The organism is Streptomyces sp. NPDC047000 (genome assembly GCF_040644295.1).
Lineage (GTDB): Bacteria > Actinomycetota > Actinomycetes > Streptomycetales > Streptomycetaceae > Streptomyces.
Genome location: NZ_JBEYWE010000040.1, coordinates 32,799 through 52,024 on the forward strand (window position 1 = coordinate 32,799; position 19,226 = coordinate 52,024).

General features: G+C 75.9%; 2 protein-coding genes (1 of these 2 only partly in view). Both read left to right on the forward strand.

What is annotated here, in order from left to right; translation table 11 throughout:
- Positions 1-8,295: the 3' portion of a type I polyketide synthase gene (locus tag ABZ862_RS35615; protein WP_360967800.1), read on the forward strand. 1,983 nt of this gene lie to the left of the window's left edge; 8,295 of the gene's 10,278 nt are visible here — the last part of the coding sequence; its start codon lies off the left edge, out of view; it ends in the stop codon at positions 8,293-8,295.
- A 57-nt stretch (positions 8,296-8,352) separates the two neighbouring features.
- The gene (locus ABZ862_RS35620) at positions 8,353-19,164 is read left to right on the forward strand and encodes a type I polyketide synthase (protein WP_360967803.1); all 10,812 of its coding nucleotides are present in this window, start codon (positions 8,353-8,355) and stop codon (positions 19,162-19,164) included.
- Positions 19,165-19,226 lie beyond the last annotated feature (62 nt).

The following is a 19,226-nucleotide window of genomic DNA, read 5'->3' on the forward strand; positions in this document are numbered from 1 at the left end:
CGCTATCTGGTGGGGCATTCGCTGGGCGAGCTGTCCGCCGCACACGTCGCCGGGGTGTGGTCGCTGAAGGACGCCTGCCGGCTGGTCGCGGCCCGCGGCCGGATCATGCAGGCACTGCCGGCCGGCGGCGCCATGATCTCCGTGGAGGCCACCGAGGACGAGGTGCTGCCCCTCCTGGAGGGCCGCGGCCCCGCCGTCGGCATCGCCGCCGTCAACGGCCCCGCCTCCACCGTGCTCTCGGGCGACGAGACCGCCGTGGAAGAGGTCGCCGAGCAGCTGCGCGCCCGCGGACGGCGCACCAGGCGCCTCGACGTCAGCCACGCGTTCCACAGCGCCCGGATGGACGCCGCGCTCGACGCGTTCCGCGCCGTCGCCGAGTCCGTCACCTGGCACGAGCCGCGCCTCACCGTCGTCTCCAACCTCACCGGCCGCCCCGCCACCCCCGCCGAACTGCGCTCCCCCGACTACTGGGTCCGCCATCTGCGGCAGCCCGTCCGCTTCGCCGACGGCGTCTCCTGGCTCGCCGGGCACGGCGTCAGCCGCTTCCTGGAGATCGGCCCCGACACCACGCTCACCGCGCTGGCCCGCACCTGTCTGCCCGACGACACCACCGAGCGGGTCTGCCTCGCAGCCCTGCGCAAGGACCGGCCCGAGGCGCGGACGCTGCTCACCGCCGTCGCCGGTCTCTTCGCCCACGGCGCCCCCGTCGACTGGCAGCGGCTCACCGGCCCGGCCCCCGCCGGACAGACACGCGTCGAGCTGCCCACGTACGCCTTCCAGCGCGGCACCTACTGGCTGCGGATGAGCGCCCGCGCCGCCGGTGACCTCACCGCCGCCGGGCTCGGCAGCACCGGACACCCCCTGCTGAGCGCCGTCGTCCGGGTCGCCGACGAGGACCGGGTGCTGCTCACCGGGCTCCTCTCCACCCGCACCCAGCCCTGGCTCGCCGACCACACCGTCTCCGGCGCGATCCTGCTGCCCGGCACCGCGTTCGCCGAACTCGCCCTGCACGCGGGCGACACGGCGGGCTGCGACCTGCTGGAGGAACTCACCCTGGAAGCGCCGCTCGTCCTGCCGGAGAAGGGCGCGGTCCAGCTGCAACTGGTCGTCGGCGCCCCGGACTCCACGGGCCGCCGCACCCTGACCGTGCACGGCCGCCCCGAGACCTCCGACGGCACCGGCGGCACCGCGGGCATCGACGGTGAGTGGACGCGGCACGCCTCCGCCGTCCTCGCCGACGGCGCGCCGGGGGAACCGTCCTCCGACCTGGCCGCCTGGCCGCCGCCCGGCGCCACCGCCGTCCCGCTCGACGGCTTCTACGACGCCCTCGCCGCCACCGGCTACCAGTACGGCCCCGTCTTCCAGGGCCTGAAGGCCGCCTGGCGGGCGGGCGGCGCCTGGTACGCCGAGGTCGCCCTGCCCGAGGACCAGCACAAGGAGGCGGCACGCTACGGCCTCCACCCCGCGCTGCTCGACGCGGCCCTGCACGCCCAGCTCGCCGGTCCGGCGGAGGGCGGCGGGAGCGGCCCGGGTACCGGGGTCGGGCTGCCGTTCTCGTGGAGCGGGGTCCGGCTGCACGCCGTCGGCGCCGCCCGGCTGCGGGTACGGATCGAGCCGTCCGGGGCGAGCGGGGTCACCCTGTCCCTCGCCGACTTTGAGGGCCGCCCGGTGGCGAGCGTCGGCACGCTCGTCTCCCGCCCCGTCTCCCCGGACGCCCTGCGGGGAGCCGTACCGCAGGGCGCCGGGGCACTGCACCGGGTGACGTGGAACCCCGTGGAGAGCGGGGGGACTTCCGCGGCGGGCCGGTGGTACGTCGCCGGGGACACCGACGGCCGCCCCGGCATCGACGGCCGCCCCGATCCCGACGCCCGTCTCGACACCGCCTGGCCCCGGGTGGCCGGGCCGGGCGAGCTGCCCGAGGGCGAGGCGGTCGACGCCGTACTGCTGCCCGTGCCCGCCGGAGAGCTCGACACGGTCGCCGTGCACGTCCTGGAGACGGTCCGGACCTGGCTCGCCGCCGACGCCCCGCTCGTCGTCCTCACCGCGGGCGCCGTCGCCGTACGGGACGGGGAGGACGTACCCGACCCGGCCGCCGCCGCTGCCTGGGGCCTGGTCCGCTCCGCGCAGACCGAGAACCCCGGCCGCCTGGTCCTCCTCGACACCGGCACCGAGCCCCTCACCGCTCCGGTCCTGGCCGCCGCCCTCGCCACCGGTGAGACGCAACTCGCGCTCCGTGAAGGCCGGTTGCTCATACCGAGGTTGACCCGCCTCAACCCGCCCCCCGCCGGGGACAGCCCCTGGGACCCCGAGGGCACCGTCCTGATCACCGGCGGCACCGGATTCCTCGGCGCCCTGGTCGCCCGCCACCTCGTCACCCGGCACGGCGTACGCGGCCTCGTCCTCGCCTCCCGGCGGGGCCCCGCCGCCCCCGGCGCCGACGCACTCGTCGCCGAACTCGGCGCGCTCGGCGCCGAAGCGACCGTGGCGGCCTGCGACACCGCCGACCCCGAGGCGCTCGCCGCGCTGCTCGCCGGCATCCCCACCGACCGCCCGCTGCGCGGCGTCGTCCACACCGCCGGACTCCTCGACGACGGCGTGTTCGCCTCCCTCACCCCCGAACGCCTGACCGCCGTGCTGCGCGCCAAGGCGGCCTCCGCGCTCGCCCTGCACCACGCCACCCGGGACGCCGGTCTGACGGCGTTCGTGCTGTTCTCCTCCGCCTCCGGACTCCTCGGCGGCGCCGGACAGGCCAACTACGCCGCCGCCAACACCGTCCTCGACGCCCTCGCCCAGCACCGCCGGGCACACGGACTGCCCGCGACCTCCCTCGCCTGGACCCTGTGGGAGGGCGACGGCGGCATGAGCGGCGGACTCGGCGCCGACGACGTCCAGCGCATCGCCGCCTCCGGACTGCCCGCCCTCACCGCCGAACAGGGCCTCGCCCTCCTCGACGCGGCCCTCGCCACCGACGAGCCGCTGCTCGCCCCGCTCCGGCTCGACACCGCCGCCCTGCGCGGCGCGGCCGGCGCCGGACGGCTCCCCGTCCTGCTGCGCGGCCTGGTCCGCGTCCCCGCCCGCCGCACCGTCGCGGCGGACGCCGGGGACGCCCCGCGCCTCGCCGCCAGACTGACCGGACTCGAACCCGCCGAGCAGGAGCGCCTGCTGCTCGACCTGGTGCGCCGCCACGCGGCCACCGCCCTCGGCCACGGCTCCGCCGGAGCGGTCGGCGCCGACCAGTCCTTCCGCGACCTCGGCTTCGACTCGCTGACCTCCGTCGAACTGCGCAACCGTCTGGGCGCCGAGACGGGCCTCCGGCTGCCCGCCACCCTCGTCTTCGACCACCCCCGCCCCGCCGCCCTCGCCCGCCATCTGCGCGAGGAACTCGGCGGCAGCGCGGTCCGGTCGGAAACCGCCGTGGTCGCGGCCACCGACGACGACCCCGTCGTCGTCATCGGCATGGCCTGCCAGTACCCCGGCGGCGTCAGCTCCCCCGAGGACCTGTGGCGGTTCGTCGCCGAGGGCGGCGACGCCATCTCCGCGTTCCCCACCGACCGCGGCTGGGACCTCGACCGGCTCCCCGGCCTCCAGGCCGGATTCCTCTACGGCGCCACCCACTTCGACGCCGCCCTGTTCGGGATCTCCCCGCGCGAGGCCCTCGCCATGGACCCCCAGCAGCGGCTGCTCCTCGAATCGTCGTGGGAGGTCTTCGAACGGGCCGGGATCGACCCGCTGTCGCTGCGCGGCAGCCGCACCGGCGTCTACGTCGGCGCCATGGGCTCCGGCTACGCCTCCGGCCTCGCCGACATCCCCGAGGGCATGGAGGGCTACATCGGGCTCGGCGTCTCCGGCAGCGTCATCTCCGGCCGCGTCGCCTACACCTTCGGTCTCGAAGGCCCCACGATGACCGTCGACACCGCCTGCTCCTCCGCCCTCGTCGCCCTGCACCTCGCCGCGCACGCCCTGCGCACCGGCGAGTGCGGCATGGCGCTCGCCGGAGGCGTCACCGTGATGGCGACGCCCGGCACCTACACCGAGTTCACCGCCCAGAACGGCCTCGCCGCCGACGGCCGCTGCAAGGCGTTCTCCGACGACGCCGACGGCACCAGCTTCTCCGAGGGCGTCGGCGTGCTGCTCCTGGAGCGCCTCTCCGACGCCCGCCGCCACGGCCACCCCGTGCTGGCGGTGGTCCGCGGCTCCGCGACCAACCAGGACGGCGCCTCCAACGGCCTCACCGCGCCCAACGGCCCCTCCCAGGAACGCGTCATCCGCCAGGCCCTCGGCTCCGGCGGCCTCTCCCCGGCCGACGTCGACGCCGTCGAGGCGCACGGCACCGGCACCTCCCTCGGCGACCCCATCGAGGCCCGCGCCCTGTTCGCCACCTACGGCAGGGAGCGCCCCGAAGGCCGGCCGCTGCTGCTCGGCTCCGCCAAGTCCAACTTCGGCCACACCCAGGCCGCGGCCGGCGCCGCCGGAGTCATCAAGATGATCATGGCGATGCGGCACGGCGAACTGCCCCGCACCCTCCACGTCACCGAGCCCTCCCGGCACGTCGACTGGACCGGCGGCGCCGTCGAACTCCTCACCGAGCCCCGCCCCTGGCCCGCCGACCCCGCCCGGCCGCGCCGCGCCGGCGTGTCCTCCTTCGGCATCAGCGGCAGCAACGCCCACGTCATCCTGGAGGAGCCCCCCGCCGAGGACACCGGGAACGCCGAGAACGCCGGGGATGCCGGGAAGGCCGTGCTCCCGAGGCCCGAACCGGCCGCCGAACCCCGCCTGTTCACCCTCTCCGGCCACACCCCCGACGCCCTCCGCGCCCAGGCCGCCCGCCTCCGCGCCCACCTCCTCGCCCACCCCGCCACCGACCCGCGCGACCTCGCCCGCACCCTCACCGAGGCCCGCCACGCCCTCGACCACCGCGCCGCCACCGTCGCCGCCCACACCACCGAACTGCTCGCCGCACTCGACACCCTCGGCCAGGGCGGCCCGGCCGCCCCCGGCACGGTCACCGCGGGCACGGTCACCGCGGTCACCGGCACCGGCGGCAGGACGGCGTTCCTGTTCTCCGGCCAGGGCGCCCAGCGCCCCGGCATGGGCCGCGGACTGTACGAGACGTACCCGGTGTACGCCGAGACGTTCGACCGGGTCTGCGCCGAACTCGACAAGCACCTCGGCCGGCACCTCGACGGCCCCCCGCTGCGGGAGGTCGTCCTCAGCACCGACGGCACCCCCGAAGCCGAACTCCTCGGCCGCACCGCCTACACCCAGGCCGCCCTGTTCGCCGTGGGCACCGCCGCCCACGCCCTCGTCCACTCCTGGGGCGCCCGCCCCGACGCCCTCGCCGGACACTCCGTCGGCGAACTCACCGCCGCCCACGCCGCGGGCATCCTCACCCTCGAGGACGCCTGCGCCCTCGTCGCGGCACGCGGCCGGCTGATGCAGGCGCTGCCCGAGGGCGGCGCGATGACCGCCGTCGAGGCGACGGAGGACGAGGTACTGCCCCTGCTGGCCGGCGACGGGCCCACCGGCCGCGTCGGCATCGCCGCCGTCAACGGCCCCGCCTCCGTCGTCGTCTCCGGCGACGAGACCGAAGTGGAGCGCGTCGCCGCCGAGTTCACCGCCCGCGGCCGCCGCACCCGGCGCCTCGCCGTCAGCCACGCCTTCCACTCGCCCCGCATGGACGCCATGCTCGACGCGTTCGGACAGATCGCCGCGTCCGTCACCTACGCCGAGCCGGTCACCCCGGTCGTCTCCAACGTCACCGGACGGTTCGCCGAGGGCGACGACCTGCGCACCGCCGCCTACTGGACCCGGCACGTCCGCGAGGCCGTCCGCTTCCGCGACGGAGTGCGCGCCCTGGAGGAGTCCGGCGTCACCACGTACGTCGAACTCGGCCCCGACGCCACCCTCACCACCATGGTCGCCGACAGCGCCGCCGACCCCGCCGCCCTCACCGCGCTGCCGCTGCTGCGCCGCGACGGCGACGACCGCCGCACCGCCCTGCTCGCGGCGGGCCTCCTGTACGCGTGCGGCGCCGGGGCCGACCCGGCCCGGCTGACCGACCCCGCCGCCCGCCGCACCGCCGACCTGCCGACGTACGCCTTCCAGCGCGAGCGCTACTGGCTGGAGTCCTCCGCCAAGGCGGCCGCGAGCGACGACGACGGCTTCTGGGAGCTGGTCGAGCAGGGCGACCCGCAGGACCTGGCCGCCCGCCTCGGCCTCGACCCGGCCGCCTCCCTGGACGCCGTACTGCCCGCGCTGGCGTCCTGGCGCCGCGAGGGCCGGCAGGCCGCCGAGGAGGCGGGCCGCGAGCACCGGGTGGTGTGGAAACCCACCGCCGACGCATCCGCCGCCGCCCTCACCGGCACCTGGCTGCTGCCGGTGCCCGACACCCTGGCCGACGGCCCCTGGGCCGCCTCCGTCGCCGCCGCCCTGCGCGCCCACGGCGCCGAGACGGTACTGCTGCCGGTGGACTGCACCACCGCCGAACGGACCGTGCTCGCAGAGCGGTTGAAGGACATCGACGGGACCGCGGTGACCGGCGTCCTGTCGCTGCTCGCCGCCGACGTACGGCCGCTGCCCGGCCGTCCGGCCACCCCGAGCGGCCTCGCCGCCACCCTCGCCCTCACCCAGGCGCTCGACACCGCCGGCTCCCCGGCACCCCTGTGGTGCCTGACGGCGGGCGCCGTCGGCGTCCACGCCCAGGAGGCACCCGAGTCACCCGAACAGGCCGCCGTCTGGGGCTTCGGCCGCACCGCGGCCCTGGAGTACCCGGTCGGCTGGGGCGGCCTCGTCGACCTGCCCGCCGGCACCGGCGCGCCGGTCGCCGAGGACGTCGCCCGCCGCCTCTGCGCGGTCCTCACGGCCCGCGACGGCGAGGACCAGGTCGCCGTACGCGGCTCCGGGACCTTCCTGCGGCGCCTGGAACGCGTCCCCGCCGACTCCGTCACCCCCGTCACCGACTGGCACGGCACCGTCCTGCTGACCGGCGCCACCGGCGCCCTCGGGATCCGCACCGCCGCCTGGCTGGCGCAGCAGGGCGTCGAGCGGGTGCTGGCGGTCAGCCGGTCCGGCGCCGGATCGGACGGCGCGGCCGCGCTGAAGGCGGCGCTCGACGGCACCGGCACCGACCTGGTGATCGCCGCCTGCGACGTCGCCGACCGCGACGCCCTCGCCGCGCTGCTCGCCGAGCACCCGGTGGACGCCGTGGTGCACACCGCGGGCGTGCTCGACGACCGGCTCGTCGACACGATGACCCCGGACAGCCTGGAGACCGTGCTGCGGCCCAAACCGGCCGCCGCCCGCAACCTGGACGAGCTGACCCGCGACCGCGAGCTGACCGCCTTCGTCCTCTACTCCTCCGTGACCGGCACCCTCGGCACCATCGGCCAGGCCAACTACGCGGCCGCCAACGCCTACCTGGACGCCCTGGCCGAGCGGCGCCGGGCCGCCGGACTGCCCGCCGTGTCGCTGGGCTGGGGCCCGTGGGCCGGAGGCGGCATGGCCGCGCAGTCCGCCGACACCGAGCAGCGGATGCGGCGCGGCGGCATGACCCCGCTCGACCCCGGGCGGGCCCCGCACGCCATCGGCCGCGCCCTGGCCCGCCGCGACGCCGCCGTCGCCGTCGCCGACGTCGACTGGGCCCGGTTCGCCGCGGGCTTCGCCGCCACCCGGCCGAGCGCCCTGCTGTCCGACCTGCCCGAGGTCCGCGCACTGGCCGCCACGCGGACGGCGGACGGCGGCGACGACGGCGCGGACGCGCTGCGCGCCCGGCTCGCCGGGCAGCCGGCGGCCGAGCAGGAGCGCACCCTGCTCACCCTGGTCCGCACCCAGGTCGCCGGGGTCCTCGGCCACGCCACGACCGACAACATCGGCGCCGGCCGGGCCTTCAACGCCCTCGGCTTCGACTCCCTCACCGCCGTAGAGCTGCGCAACCGGCTCGGCGCCGTCACCGGCCTCGCACTGCCCGCCACGCTCCTGTTCGACCAGCCCAACGCCACGGCCCTGGCCGGATATCTGCGCGGCAGGCTCACCGAGGGCACCGACGGCGCCGCCCGGGTCCTCGGTGAACTCGACCGCCTGGAGACGGCGTTGGCGGACCTGCCGGACGACGACGGCAGGCGGGAGCGGATCGGCGCCCGGCTGCGGTCGCTGCTGGCCCGCTGGGACGGCACGGACGGCGGTACGCCCGCCGCCACTGACGCCGGTACCGCCACCGGCGACGTCAGCGAACGGATCAACTCCGCCGGCGCGGACGAGATCTTCGCCTTCATCGAGAACGACCTTGGCATCTCCTGAGCCCGCCGCACGACGACGGGCACACCGACACCGGACCGGGGAACGGGTGAACTGCACATGAGCGATGAGGAGAAGATCCTCGGCTACCTGCGGAAGGTCACGGCCGACCTGGCGCAGACGCGGCAGCGGCTGAGCGAGGCCGAGGCCCGCGGCCGGGAGCCCGTCGCGATCGTCGCCATGGGCTGCCGCTTCCCCGGCGGGGTGTCGGACCCCGACGGCCTGTGGGACCTGCTGCACTCGGGCCGCGACGCCATGACCGAGTGGCCCGGGGACCGCGGCTGGGACACCGACGCCCTCTACGACCCCGAGCCCGGCACCCCCGGCCGCAGCTACACCCGCACCGGCGGCTTCATCGACCGGGTCGCCGACTTCGACGCGGGCTTCTTCGGCATCTCGCCCCGGGAGGCCGTCGGCACCGACCCGCAGCAGCGGCTCCTGCTGGAGGTCTCCTGGGAGGCGCTGGAACGGGCCGGCATCGACCCGCAGACCCTGCGCGGCAGCCGCACCGGCGTCTACGCGGGCACCAACCTCCAGGACTACACCACCCTGCTCGCCCACTCCGACAACGCGGGCGACGACGGCGTCGGCAACGCCGCGAGCGTCCTGTCCGGCCGGATCTCCTACACCCTCGGCCTCGAAGGCCCCTCCGTCTCCCTCGACACCGCCTGCTCCTCCAGCCTCGTCACCCTGCACCTCGCCGTGCAGGCGCTGCGGGCGGGGGAGTGCGACCTCGCGCTCGCGGGCGGCGTCACCGTCATGTCGACGCCGACCGTGTTCCTGGAGTTCAGCCGCCAGCGCGGCCTGTCCGCCGACGGCCGCTGCCGGGCCTTCGCCGAGTCGGCCGACGGCACGGCCTGGGGCGAGGGCGTCGGCGTCCTCGTCGTGGAACGCCTGGCCGACGCCCGCCGCAACGGGCACCCGGTCCTCGCCGTGGTCCGGGGCTCCGCGATCAACCAGGACGGCGCCTCCAACGGCCTCACCGCGCCCAACGGCCCCTCCCAGGAACGGGTCATCTGGCAGGCGCTCACCGCGGCGGGCCTCGCCCCGGCCGACGTGGACGCCGTCGAGGCGCACGGCACCGGCACGACGCTGGGCGACCCGATCGAGGCGCAGGCCCTGCTCGCGACGTACGGCCAGGACCGGCCCGCCGACCGGCCGCTGTGGCTCGGCTCGGTGAAGTCCAACATCGGCCACACCCAGGCCGCGGCGGGCGTCGCGGGCGTGATCAAGATGGTCCTCGCGCTGCGCGAACGGCAGCTGCCCGCCACGCTCCACGTGGACGAGCCGTCGTCGCACGTCGACTGGACCGCCGGACGCGTCGAACTGCTCACCGGCCCCCGCCCCTGGCCGCCCGCCGACCGCCCGCTGCGCTGCGGTGTGTCCTCCTTCGGCGTCAGCGGCACCAACGCCCACGTGATCCTCGAACAGGCCCCGCAGGACGGGGCGGAGGACGACGGGCGGTCCCTGCCCGAAGGCCCCTACGCCTTCCCGGTCTCCGCCCGCACCGGCACCGGCCTCGCCGCCCAGGCCGCCCGCCTCCGCGACCACCTCACCGCGCCCGCCACCCCCGCCCCGCACCCGGCCGACCTCGCCCACGCCCTCACCACCACCCGCTCCGCACTGGAGCACCGGGCCGTGGTGGTGGCCGCGAACACCGGCGAACTCCTCACCGGACTCGACGCGCTGGCGAACGGCACCCCCGCGCCCGGCGTCGTCCGCGGCGTCGCCGACACCGAGGGCGGCCCCGTCTTCCTCTTCCCGGGCCAGGGCCCGCAGTGGGAGGGCATGGCGGTCGAACTCCTCGACTCCGACGAGCGGTTCCGCACCCACTTCACCGAAGCCGCCACCGCGGTCGAGGCGTTCACCGACTACAAGGTGCTCGACGTCCTGCGCCGCACCGAGGGCGCCCCGCCGCTGGAACGCCTCGACGTCGTCCAGCCCACCCTCTTCGTCGTCTGCGTGGCCCTCGCCCGCCTCTGGCAGTCCCACGGAGTCCACCCCGTCGCCGTCGCCGGCCAGAGCCAGGGCGAGGTGGCCGCCGCGCACATCGCGGGCGCCCTCACCCTCGAGGACGCCGCCCGCGTCGTCGTCACCCGCTCCCGCGAACTCGGCCCGCTGTCCGGCCGGGGCGGCATGGTCTCCGTACCGCTGCCGCTCGCGGAGGTGGAACGGCGGCTCGCGCCCTGGGAGGGCCGGATCTCCGTCGGCTCGGTCAACGGGCCGCGCGCCGTCGTCGTCTCCGGCGAGGAGCAGGCGGTGGCCCGGCTGCTGGCCGAACTCACCGAGGAAGGCGTACGCGCCAAACGGGTCCCCGTCGACTACGCGTCCCACTCCGCGCAGGTCGAGGAGGTGCGCGACGCCCTGCTCGCCGGGTTCGCACCCGTGGCCCCGCGCCGGGCGGAGATCGCGCTGTACTCCACGGTCACCGGCGAGCGCATCGAGGACACCACCACGCTGGACGCCGGCCACTGGTACCGCAACATCCGGCAGCCGGTGCTCTTCGAGGACACGGTACGGGCCCTCGCGGCGGCCGGACACCGGGTGTTCGTCGAGGTCAGCCCGCACCCCGTGGTCACCACGGCGGTCGGCGACATCCTGGAGACCGCGGGCGCGACCGGCAGCGCCGCCGCCGGCACCCTGCGCCGCGGCGAGGGCGGCCCCGCCCGCTTCCTGACCTCCGCCGCCGAACTGTACGTACGGGGCTGTCGGGTGGCCCTGGAAGCCGGACGGGAACACGGCACCCGGCCGGTGGACCTGCCGGTCTACGCCTTCCAGCGGCGCCGCTACTGGCCCGCGTTCGACAAGGTGACCGCGGACGCCGCCGCCGCGGCGGCCTCGCCGGGCACGACCGACGCCTCGTTCTGGAACGCCGTCGAGCAAGGGGACCTGGCCGCGCTGACGACCGCCCTCGACCTCGGCGAGCAGGACGTCGCCCGGCTGGTGCCCGCACTGGCGCAGTACCGGCGGCAGAGCGCCGAGACGGCGACGGCGGACGGCTGGCGGTACCGGATCGCCTGGCAGGCGGTGGAGGACACCCCGGCGGCCGGACTGTCCGGCAGATGGCTGATCGTCACCCCGCAGGACGCCCCTGCCGCCGCTGCCGCCGCCGCTCTCGGCGACGCCCTGCGCAGGGCGGGCGCGGAGCCGGTGACCGTAGCGGTCGACGGCGCCTGCGACCGGGCCGCGGTGACCGCCGCGCTGGCCGACGCCGCCACCGGTGTCGCGGGCGTCGTGTCGCTGCTCGCCCTGGACGAGACCCCCACCCCCCGACTCCCCGTACTGCCAAGCGGGTTCGCCGCGACGGTGGCCCTCCTCCAGGCCCTGGACGACCTGCGCGCCCGCATCCCGGTGTGGTTCACCACCCGCGGCGCCGTGGCGACCGGCGCGGAGAAGGCCCCCGACTCCCCGCTCCAGTCCCTCGTCTGGGGCTTCGGCCGGGTCGTCGCCCTCGAACAGGCGGGAAACTGGGGCGGTCTGGCCGACCTGCCCGCCACCCTCGACGACAGGGCCGCCGACCGCTTCGCCGCCCTCCTCGCCCGCACCGACCACGAGGACCAGGTGGCGATCCGCCCCACCGGCATCCTGGGCCGCCGCCTCCTGCGCGCCGCGACCGGCGCCCTCCCGGCCGGCGGCCGCCACTGGACCCCGCGGGGCACCGTCCTGGTCACCGGCGGCACCGGCGCCCTCGGCCGGCACGTCGCCCGCTGGCTCGCCCGCTCCGGCGCCGAGCACCTGCTGCTCGTCAGCCGCTCCGGCCCCGACGCCCCGGGCGCCGCCGAGTTCGTGGCCGAACTGGGGGAGCTGGGCGCCCGCGCCGAACTGGCCGGCTGCGACATCGCCGACCCCGACGACCTGGCCCGCCTGCTGGCCGCCGTACCCGCCGAACGCCCCCTCACCGCCGTCTTCCACACGGCCGCCGTCCTCGACGACGGCGTCATCGGCTCCCTCACCCCCGAGCGCCTCGCCGAGGTGCTGCGCGTGAAGGTCGGCGGCGCCCTCAACCTCGACGCGGCCACCGCCGGGCTCGACCTGTCGGCGTTCGTCCTCTTCTCCTCGTCCTCCGGCGTCTTCGGCAGCCCCGGCCACGGCAACTACGCGCCCGGCAACGCCTTCCTCGACGCCCTGGCCCAGCACCGCCGCGCCCGCGGCCTGCCCGCCACCGCCGTGGCCTGGAGCGGCTGGGCGTCCGGCGGCATGGCCTCCGGCACGGTCGGCGAACGCCTCCAGCGGCACGGCGTCCACCTCATGGACCCCGCCGTCGCCGTCACCGCCCTCCAGCAGGCCCTGGACCACGACGACACCGCGCTCGTCGTCACCGACATCGACTGGGAGGTGTTCGGCGCCGAACTGGCCAAGGGCCGCCCGCGCCGCCTCTACGCCGCCCTGCCCGAGGCCCGCCACAGCCAGACCGAGGCCGCCCGGCGCACGGCGGAACCGGAGTCCGCCGAGGGCCCCGGCCTCGCCGGACAGCTCGCGGCCCTCGGCGACCACGACCGCAGGGACGCCCTGCTGGCCCTGGTCCGCGCCCACATCGCCTACGTCCTCAACCACCCCAGCCCCGACGACGTCGAACCCAGCCGCGCCTTCCGGGAACTGGGCTTCGACTCCCTCACCGCCGTCGAACTGCGCAACCACCTCAACGAGGCCACCGGCCTGCGCCTGCCCGCCACCCTCGTCTACGACTACCCGACCCCGGCGGCCCTGGCGGCACACCTCGACACGGAACTGGCGCCCGCGGGCGCCAGCGCCCCCGCCGAGAAGACGCCGGTCGGCGGCGTCCCCACCGCCTCCGACGACCCGATCGTGATCGTCGGCATGGCCTGCCGCTTCCCCCAGGAGGTCGGCACACCCGAGGAGTTCTGGCAGCTCCTCGCCGACGGCACCGACGCCCTCACCGAGTTCCCGGCGGACCGCGACTGGGACCTGGAGGCACTGCGGGCCGACGGAGCCGGTGGTCTGGTGACCCGGGTCGGCGGATTCCTCTCCGGATTCGCCGACTTCGACGCCGGCTTCTTCACCATCTCGCCCCGCGAGGCCGCCGCGATGGATCCGCAGCAGCGGCTGCTCCTCGAAATGTCCTGGGAGGCGTTCGAGCGGGCCGGCATCGACCCGAAAACCCTGCGCGGCAGCCGCACCGGCGTCTACGCGGGCACCAACTTCCAGGACTACTCCTCCCGCCCGCTGCTCGTCGACGCCGACTCCGGCGCGCACCTGGGCACCGGCAACTCGGCGGCCGTGATGTCCGGCCGCCTCTCCTACACCTTCGGCCTGGAGGGCCCCGCGGTCACCGTCGACACCGCCTGCTCGGCGTCCCTCGTGGCCCTGCACCTGGCGGTACGGTCGCTGCGGTCGGGCGAGACGGACCTGGCCCTCGCGGGCGGTGTGACGGTGATGTCCACACCCGGCCTCTTCATGGACTTCAGCCGCCAGGGCGGCCTCTCCACCGACGGCCGCTGCAAGGCGTTCGCCGACGCGGCCGACGGCACCGGCTTCTCGGAGGGCGGCGGCATGCTGCTCGTCGAGCGGCTGTCCGACGCCCGCCGCAACGGGCACCCGGTGCTGGCGGTGGTCCGGGGCACGGCCGTCAACCAGGACGGCGCGTCGAACGGTCTGACGGCCCCGAACGGCCCCTCGCAGCAGCGGGTGATCCGCGCTGCACTGGCCGACGCGGGCCTGACGGCGGCGGACGTGGACGCCGTGGAGGCCCACGGCACCGGCACGACGCTCGGCGACCCGATCGAGGCGCAGGCCCTGCTGGCGACGTACGGGCAGCACCGGGCGGCCGACCGGCCGCTGTGGCTGGGCTCCGTGAAGTCCAACATCGGCCACACCCAGGCCGGTGCGGGTGTGGCGGGCGTGATCAAGATGGTGCTGGCGCTGCGGCACGGGCTGCTGCCCGCGACCCTGCACGTGGACGAACCGTCGACCCACGTGGACTGGTCGGCGGGCGAGGTGCGCCTGCTGACGGAGCGGACACGGTGGCCGGAGACGGCCGGCCGGCCGCGCCGGGCGGGCGTCTCGTCCTTCGGCATCAGCGGCACGAACGCGCACGTCATCCTGGAGGCGGCGGCCGAGGAGACCGCCGTGGCCGGGACGGCCGCCGACGCCCCGGTGACCGCGTGGCCGCTGACCGCGCGCAACGCCACCGCCCTCCGCGACCAGGCGGCCCGCCTGCTGGACCACCTGGCCGCCCACCCGGAGGCGGAACCCGCCGAGGTGGGCCTGTCCCTGGCGACCACCCGCACCCACTTCGACCACCGCACGGTGCTCCTGGGCTCGGACCGGACCGAACTCATCGACGCGCTCGCCGCGTTGGCGGACGACCGCCCCACCCCCCGCACCCCCATGGGCACCGCGCGCGGCGGCGGCCGTACGGCGTTCCTGTTCACCGGCCAGGGCGCCCAGCGCCTCGGCATGGGCCGCGAACTGTACGACGCGTACCCGGTGTTCGCGGCGGCCTACGACGCGGTGTGCGCGCACATCCCCGGCCTGCGCGAGATCGTCCTCGACGGCACCGACGCCGAGACCCTGAACCGCACGGAACACGCCCAACCCGCCCTGTTCGCCCACGAGGTGGCCCTGTACCGGCTCCTGGAGTCCTGGGGCCTGCTCCCCGACCAGGTGACCGGCCACTCGGTCGGCGAGATAGCGGCGGCACACGTCGCCGGTGTGCTGTCCCTGCCGGACGCCTGCGCCCTGGTCACCGCCCGGGGCCGCCTGATGCAGCAACTGCCGCCCGGCGGAGCGATGTTCTCCCTCCAGGCCGCCGAGTCGGAGGTCCTGCCCCTGCTGGCCGGCCGGGAGACGGAGATCGGCGTGGCCGCGGTGAACGGCCCGCAGGCCACGGTGATCTCGGGCACCGAGGCGGCGGTGACCGAGATCGCCTCGAAGCTGGCGGAGACCGGCCGCAAGACGACCCGCCTGCGCGTCTCGCACGCCTTCCACTCCCCGCTGATGACCCCGGTACTGGACGAATTCCGCGAGGTGGCGGCCGGGTTGACGTACTCCGCGCCCCATCTCACCTATGTGTCCGGCACGACCGGTGAGGTGGCGGACGCCACCGTGCTGACCGACCCCGAGTACTGGGTGAGCCACGTCCGCGAACCCGTCCGCTTCCAGGACGCCGTACGCCGCCTGCGCGACGACCTCAACGCCACCCGCTTCCTGGAGATCGGCCCCGACGCCACCCTGACCGCCCTGGCCCGCACCGCCCTGGACGACCCCGACCGGGCCGAGCCGCTGCTGGTCCCGACGGCCCGCAAGGACGTACCGGAGCCGAAGGCCGTACTCACCGCGCTCGGCACCCTGTTCACCGACGGAGCGACCCCCGACTGGAAGGCGCTCTACCAGGGCGCCCGTTCCGTCCCCCTCCCCACCTACGCCTTCCAGCGGCAGCGCCACTGGCTGCCCAGCGCCACCTCCTGGGGCGTCACCGGCGGCGACGTGACGGGCGCGGGCCTGGAGCGGACGACGCACCCGCTCCTCGGCGCCGCGCTCACCCCGGCCGGTTCCGACACCCTGCTCCTCACCGGCCGCCTCTCCCTGCGCACCCACCCCTGGCTGGCGGACCACGCCGTACTGGGCCGGGTGATCCTGCCCGCGACGGCGTACCTGGACCTGGCGGTCCACGCCGGCGACCGCACCGGCTGCGGCCACGTCGCCGAACTCACCCTGCACAGACCGCTGGTGATCCCGGACGAGGGCGCCGTACAGCTCCAGATGACGGTGGACGCCCCGGACGGCACAGGCCGCCGCACCTTCGGCGTGTACGCCCGCCCGGCCGGCACGGAGACGGCCGCCTGGGAGCCGCACGCGAAGGGCGTCCTGGCCCCCGAGGCACCGGCAACGACCCCCGGCGACCTCTCGGCCTGGCCCCCGCAGGGCGCCCACCTGGTCTCCGACGGCGACCACTACACGGACTTCACGGCGGCCGGATTCACGTACGGCCCGAGCTTCCAGGGCCTGGGCAGGGTCTGGCGGCGCGACGACGAGGTCTACGCGGAGGTGGCCCTCCCGGAGGAGTACCGCAGCGCCGCCGCGGGCTTCGCCCTGCACCCGGCCCTCCTGGACGCGGCCGTCCAGACACTCCTGGTCGAACTCCCCGGCGGGGCGGCGAAGTCGGCGGACCCGATGCTGCCGTTCGTGTGGAGCGGCCTGACGCTCCACGCCGAGGGCGCCACGGAGTTGCGCGTACGGCTGACCCCCGCCGGCCACGACAACGGCTACGCGGTACTGGTCACCGACCCCACCGGCACCCCGGTCGCCTCGGCCGACTCGATCACGCTGCGCGCGGTACCGGCCGAACGTCTGGCGGAAACCCCCGACAGCGCACCGGAGTTGCTCCACCTGTCCTGGACCCCGGCGGTGCCCGCCCCGGCCGCGCCCCGCCCCGGGTCGGTGCGGTGGATCATCCTCGGCGAGGGCGACGACCGGGTGGCGCGGACCCTGGACGGGGCGGGCGTGCACCTGGAGACGTACGCGGACCTGGAGGCGCTGGCCAAGGCGGTCGACACGGGGATGACGATGCCGGAGGTGGTGCTGGTCGCCCCGGAGTCCCTCCGGACCCCGGCGGACGCGCCGACCGCGACCCGCACCACGCTCACCACGGCCCACGACCGTGTCCTCGCCTGGCTGGCGGACGACCGGTTCGCGGCCGCACGGCTGGTGTTCGTGACGAGGACGGCGACGGCGGACCCGGCGGCCACGGCCCTGTGGGGCATGATCCGCTCGGCGCAGTCGGAACACCCGGGCCGTTTCCAGCTGGTGGACCTGCCGTCCGGCCCGCAGGACGACGCGAGCACGCTCCTGACGGCGGTGTCGTCAGCGGCCCCGCAGACGGCGGTGCGGGACGGGCAGCTCCTCCTCCCCACCCTGACCGAGCCGCCCGTGACGGACGAGGCCGCCCCGGACCTCTCCTCCGGCACGGTCCTGGTGACGGGCGCGACGGGCGCGCTCGGCAAACTGGTGGCCCGCCACCTGGTCGTGGCGCACGGCGTACGGAGCCTGCTGCTGACGAGCCGCAGGGGCCCGGACGCCCCGGGCGCGCCGGAGCTGTGCGACGAGCTGGCGGAACTGGGCGCGGAGGTCACCCTGTCGGCCTGCGACACCGCGAACCGCGCCGACCTGGAGAAACTCCTGAGCACGGTCCCCGCGAACCACCCCCTGACAGCCGTGTTCCACATCGCGGGAGCCGTGTCCGACAAACCGGTCACCGCACTGGAACCGGCCCACTTCGAGGAGGTGCTGCGCCCGAAGGCGGACGGCTCCTGGCACCTGCACGAACTGACCGCCGCAGTCGGCACCCTTCAGGCCTTCGTCCTCTTCTCCTCGGCGGCGGGCACCTTCGGCAGCCCGGGCCAGGCGAACTACGCGGCGGCGAACGCCTTCCTGGACGGCCTGGCGGCCCACCGCCGGTCCCTGGGGCTGCCCGCGACCTCGATCGCATGGGGCCTGTGGGAGAGCGAGAGCGCGATGACCGCGGCCCTCTCACAGACGGACCGCCGCAGGATGGCGCGGGGAGGCATGACCCCGCTGACCCCGGCCGACGGCCTGACCCTGCTGGACAACGCCCTCACGGCGGGAACCCCTTCCTCCCTGATAGCGATGAACACCACCGGGGCGGGAAGGACGGCGCTGCAAGCCCTCCTGCGCCCGGCGGCCCCGCGCCGCCGCACCGCGCAGTCGCGGCCGGACCACGAACCCCTCTCCGCCCGCCTGGCGGGCCTGGCCGCCCCCGACCGCCTCGCGACGCTCACCACCGTGATCAGGGAACTCGCGGCGACGGTCCTGGGCCACGCCTCCCCCGAGGCGATAGAACCCGACCGCTTCTTCACCGAACAGGGCTTCGACTCCCTCACCGCGGTGGAACTCCGCAACCACCTGGCCACGGCCACCGCCCTCACCCTCCCCCCGACCCTCCTCTTCGACCACGCGACGCCGGAACTCCTGGCGGCCCACCTCGACACCCGCCTGGCGGAGGCCCCGTCGGCACCCACCGCCACGGAAACCCGGCCGACCGCCGCCGCGCCCGCCTCCGACACCCTGAGCGGCCTGTTCAAGCGGGCGTGCGAGACGGGCAAGGTGGACGAGGGCTTCGCCCTCCTGAAGGCGGCGGCCGACCTGCGCCCCACCTTCACCGCCCCGGCGGACCTCCCGTCCCTCCCGGACCCGATCCGCCTGGCGAAGGGGGACGCGGCGGCCCCGCTGGTCTGCTTCAGCTCGTACGTCGCCCTGGCCGGCGTCCACCAGTACGCCCGCTTCGCCTCCGCCTTCCGCGGCGAGCGCGACGTATGGGCCCTCCCGACGCAGGGCTTCGGCAAGGACGAGGCACTGCCGGAGTCGTTCGACGCGGTCACGGACCTGCACGCGGAGGTGGTCACCCGCACCACCGGCGACACCCCACCCGTCCTCCTCGGCTCCTCCTCGGGCGGCGTCCTGGCCCTGGCCACGGCCCGCCGCCTCCAGGAGCGCGGCACTCCGGCGGCGGCGGTGGTCCTCCTGGACACGTACATGCCGCGCCCCGACTCCCCGTTCCTGCGCTTCTCGCAGCAGATGCTGGGCGGGATGTTCGACAGGGAGTCGATGTTCGCGCACATGGACAGCGACCGCCTGACCGCGATGAGCTGGTACGTGGCGATGATCGGCGAGTGGGAACCGGACCCCCTGGACACCCCGGTCCTCCTGGTCCGCTCCAGCGAACCCCCGGTCCCCGAGGAGACCACGGGCCCCCTCACCCCCGAGGAATGGCAGGCGTCCTGGCACCGGGCCCACACGGTCCTCGACGTCCCCGGCAACCACTTCACCATGATGGAAACCCACGCCCGCACCACGGCATCCGCCACGGACGAATGGCTGAGAGCACGGGACTGAGCTTGGTGTTCAACCTCGGCCGTTCACCTGACCCGCTGATCTCGGTTTGTTCCCAGGACAGC

What these genes read in the sequence shown, in the direction of transcription:
- ABZ862_RS35620 (WP_360967803.1), top strand. Translation starts at nt 8,353, where the DNA reads ATGAGCGATGAGGAGAAGATCCTCGGCTACCTGCGGAAGGTCACGGCC.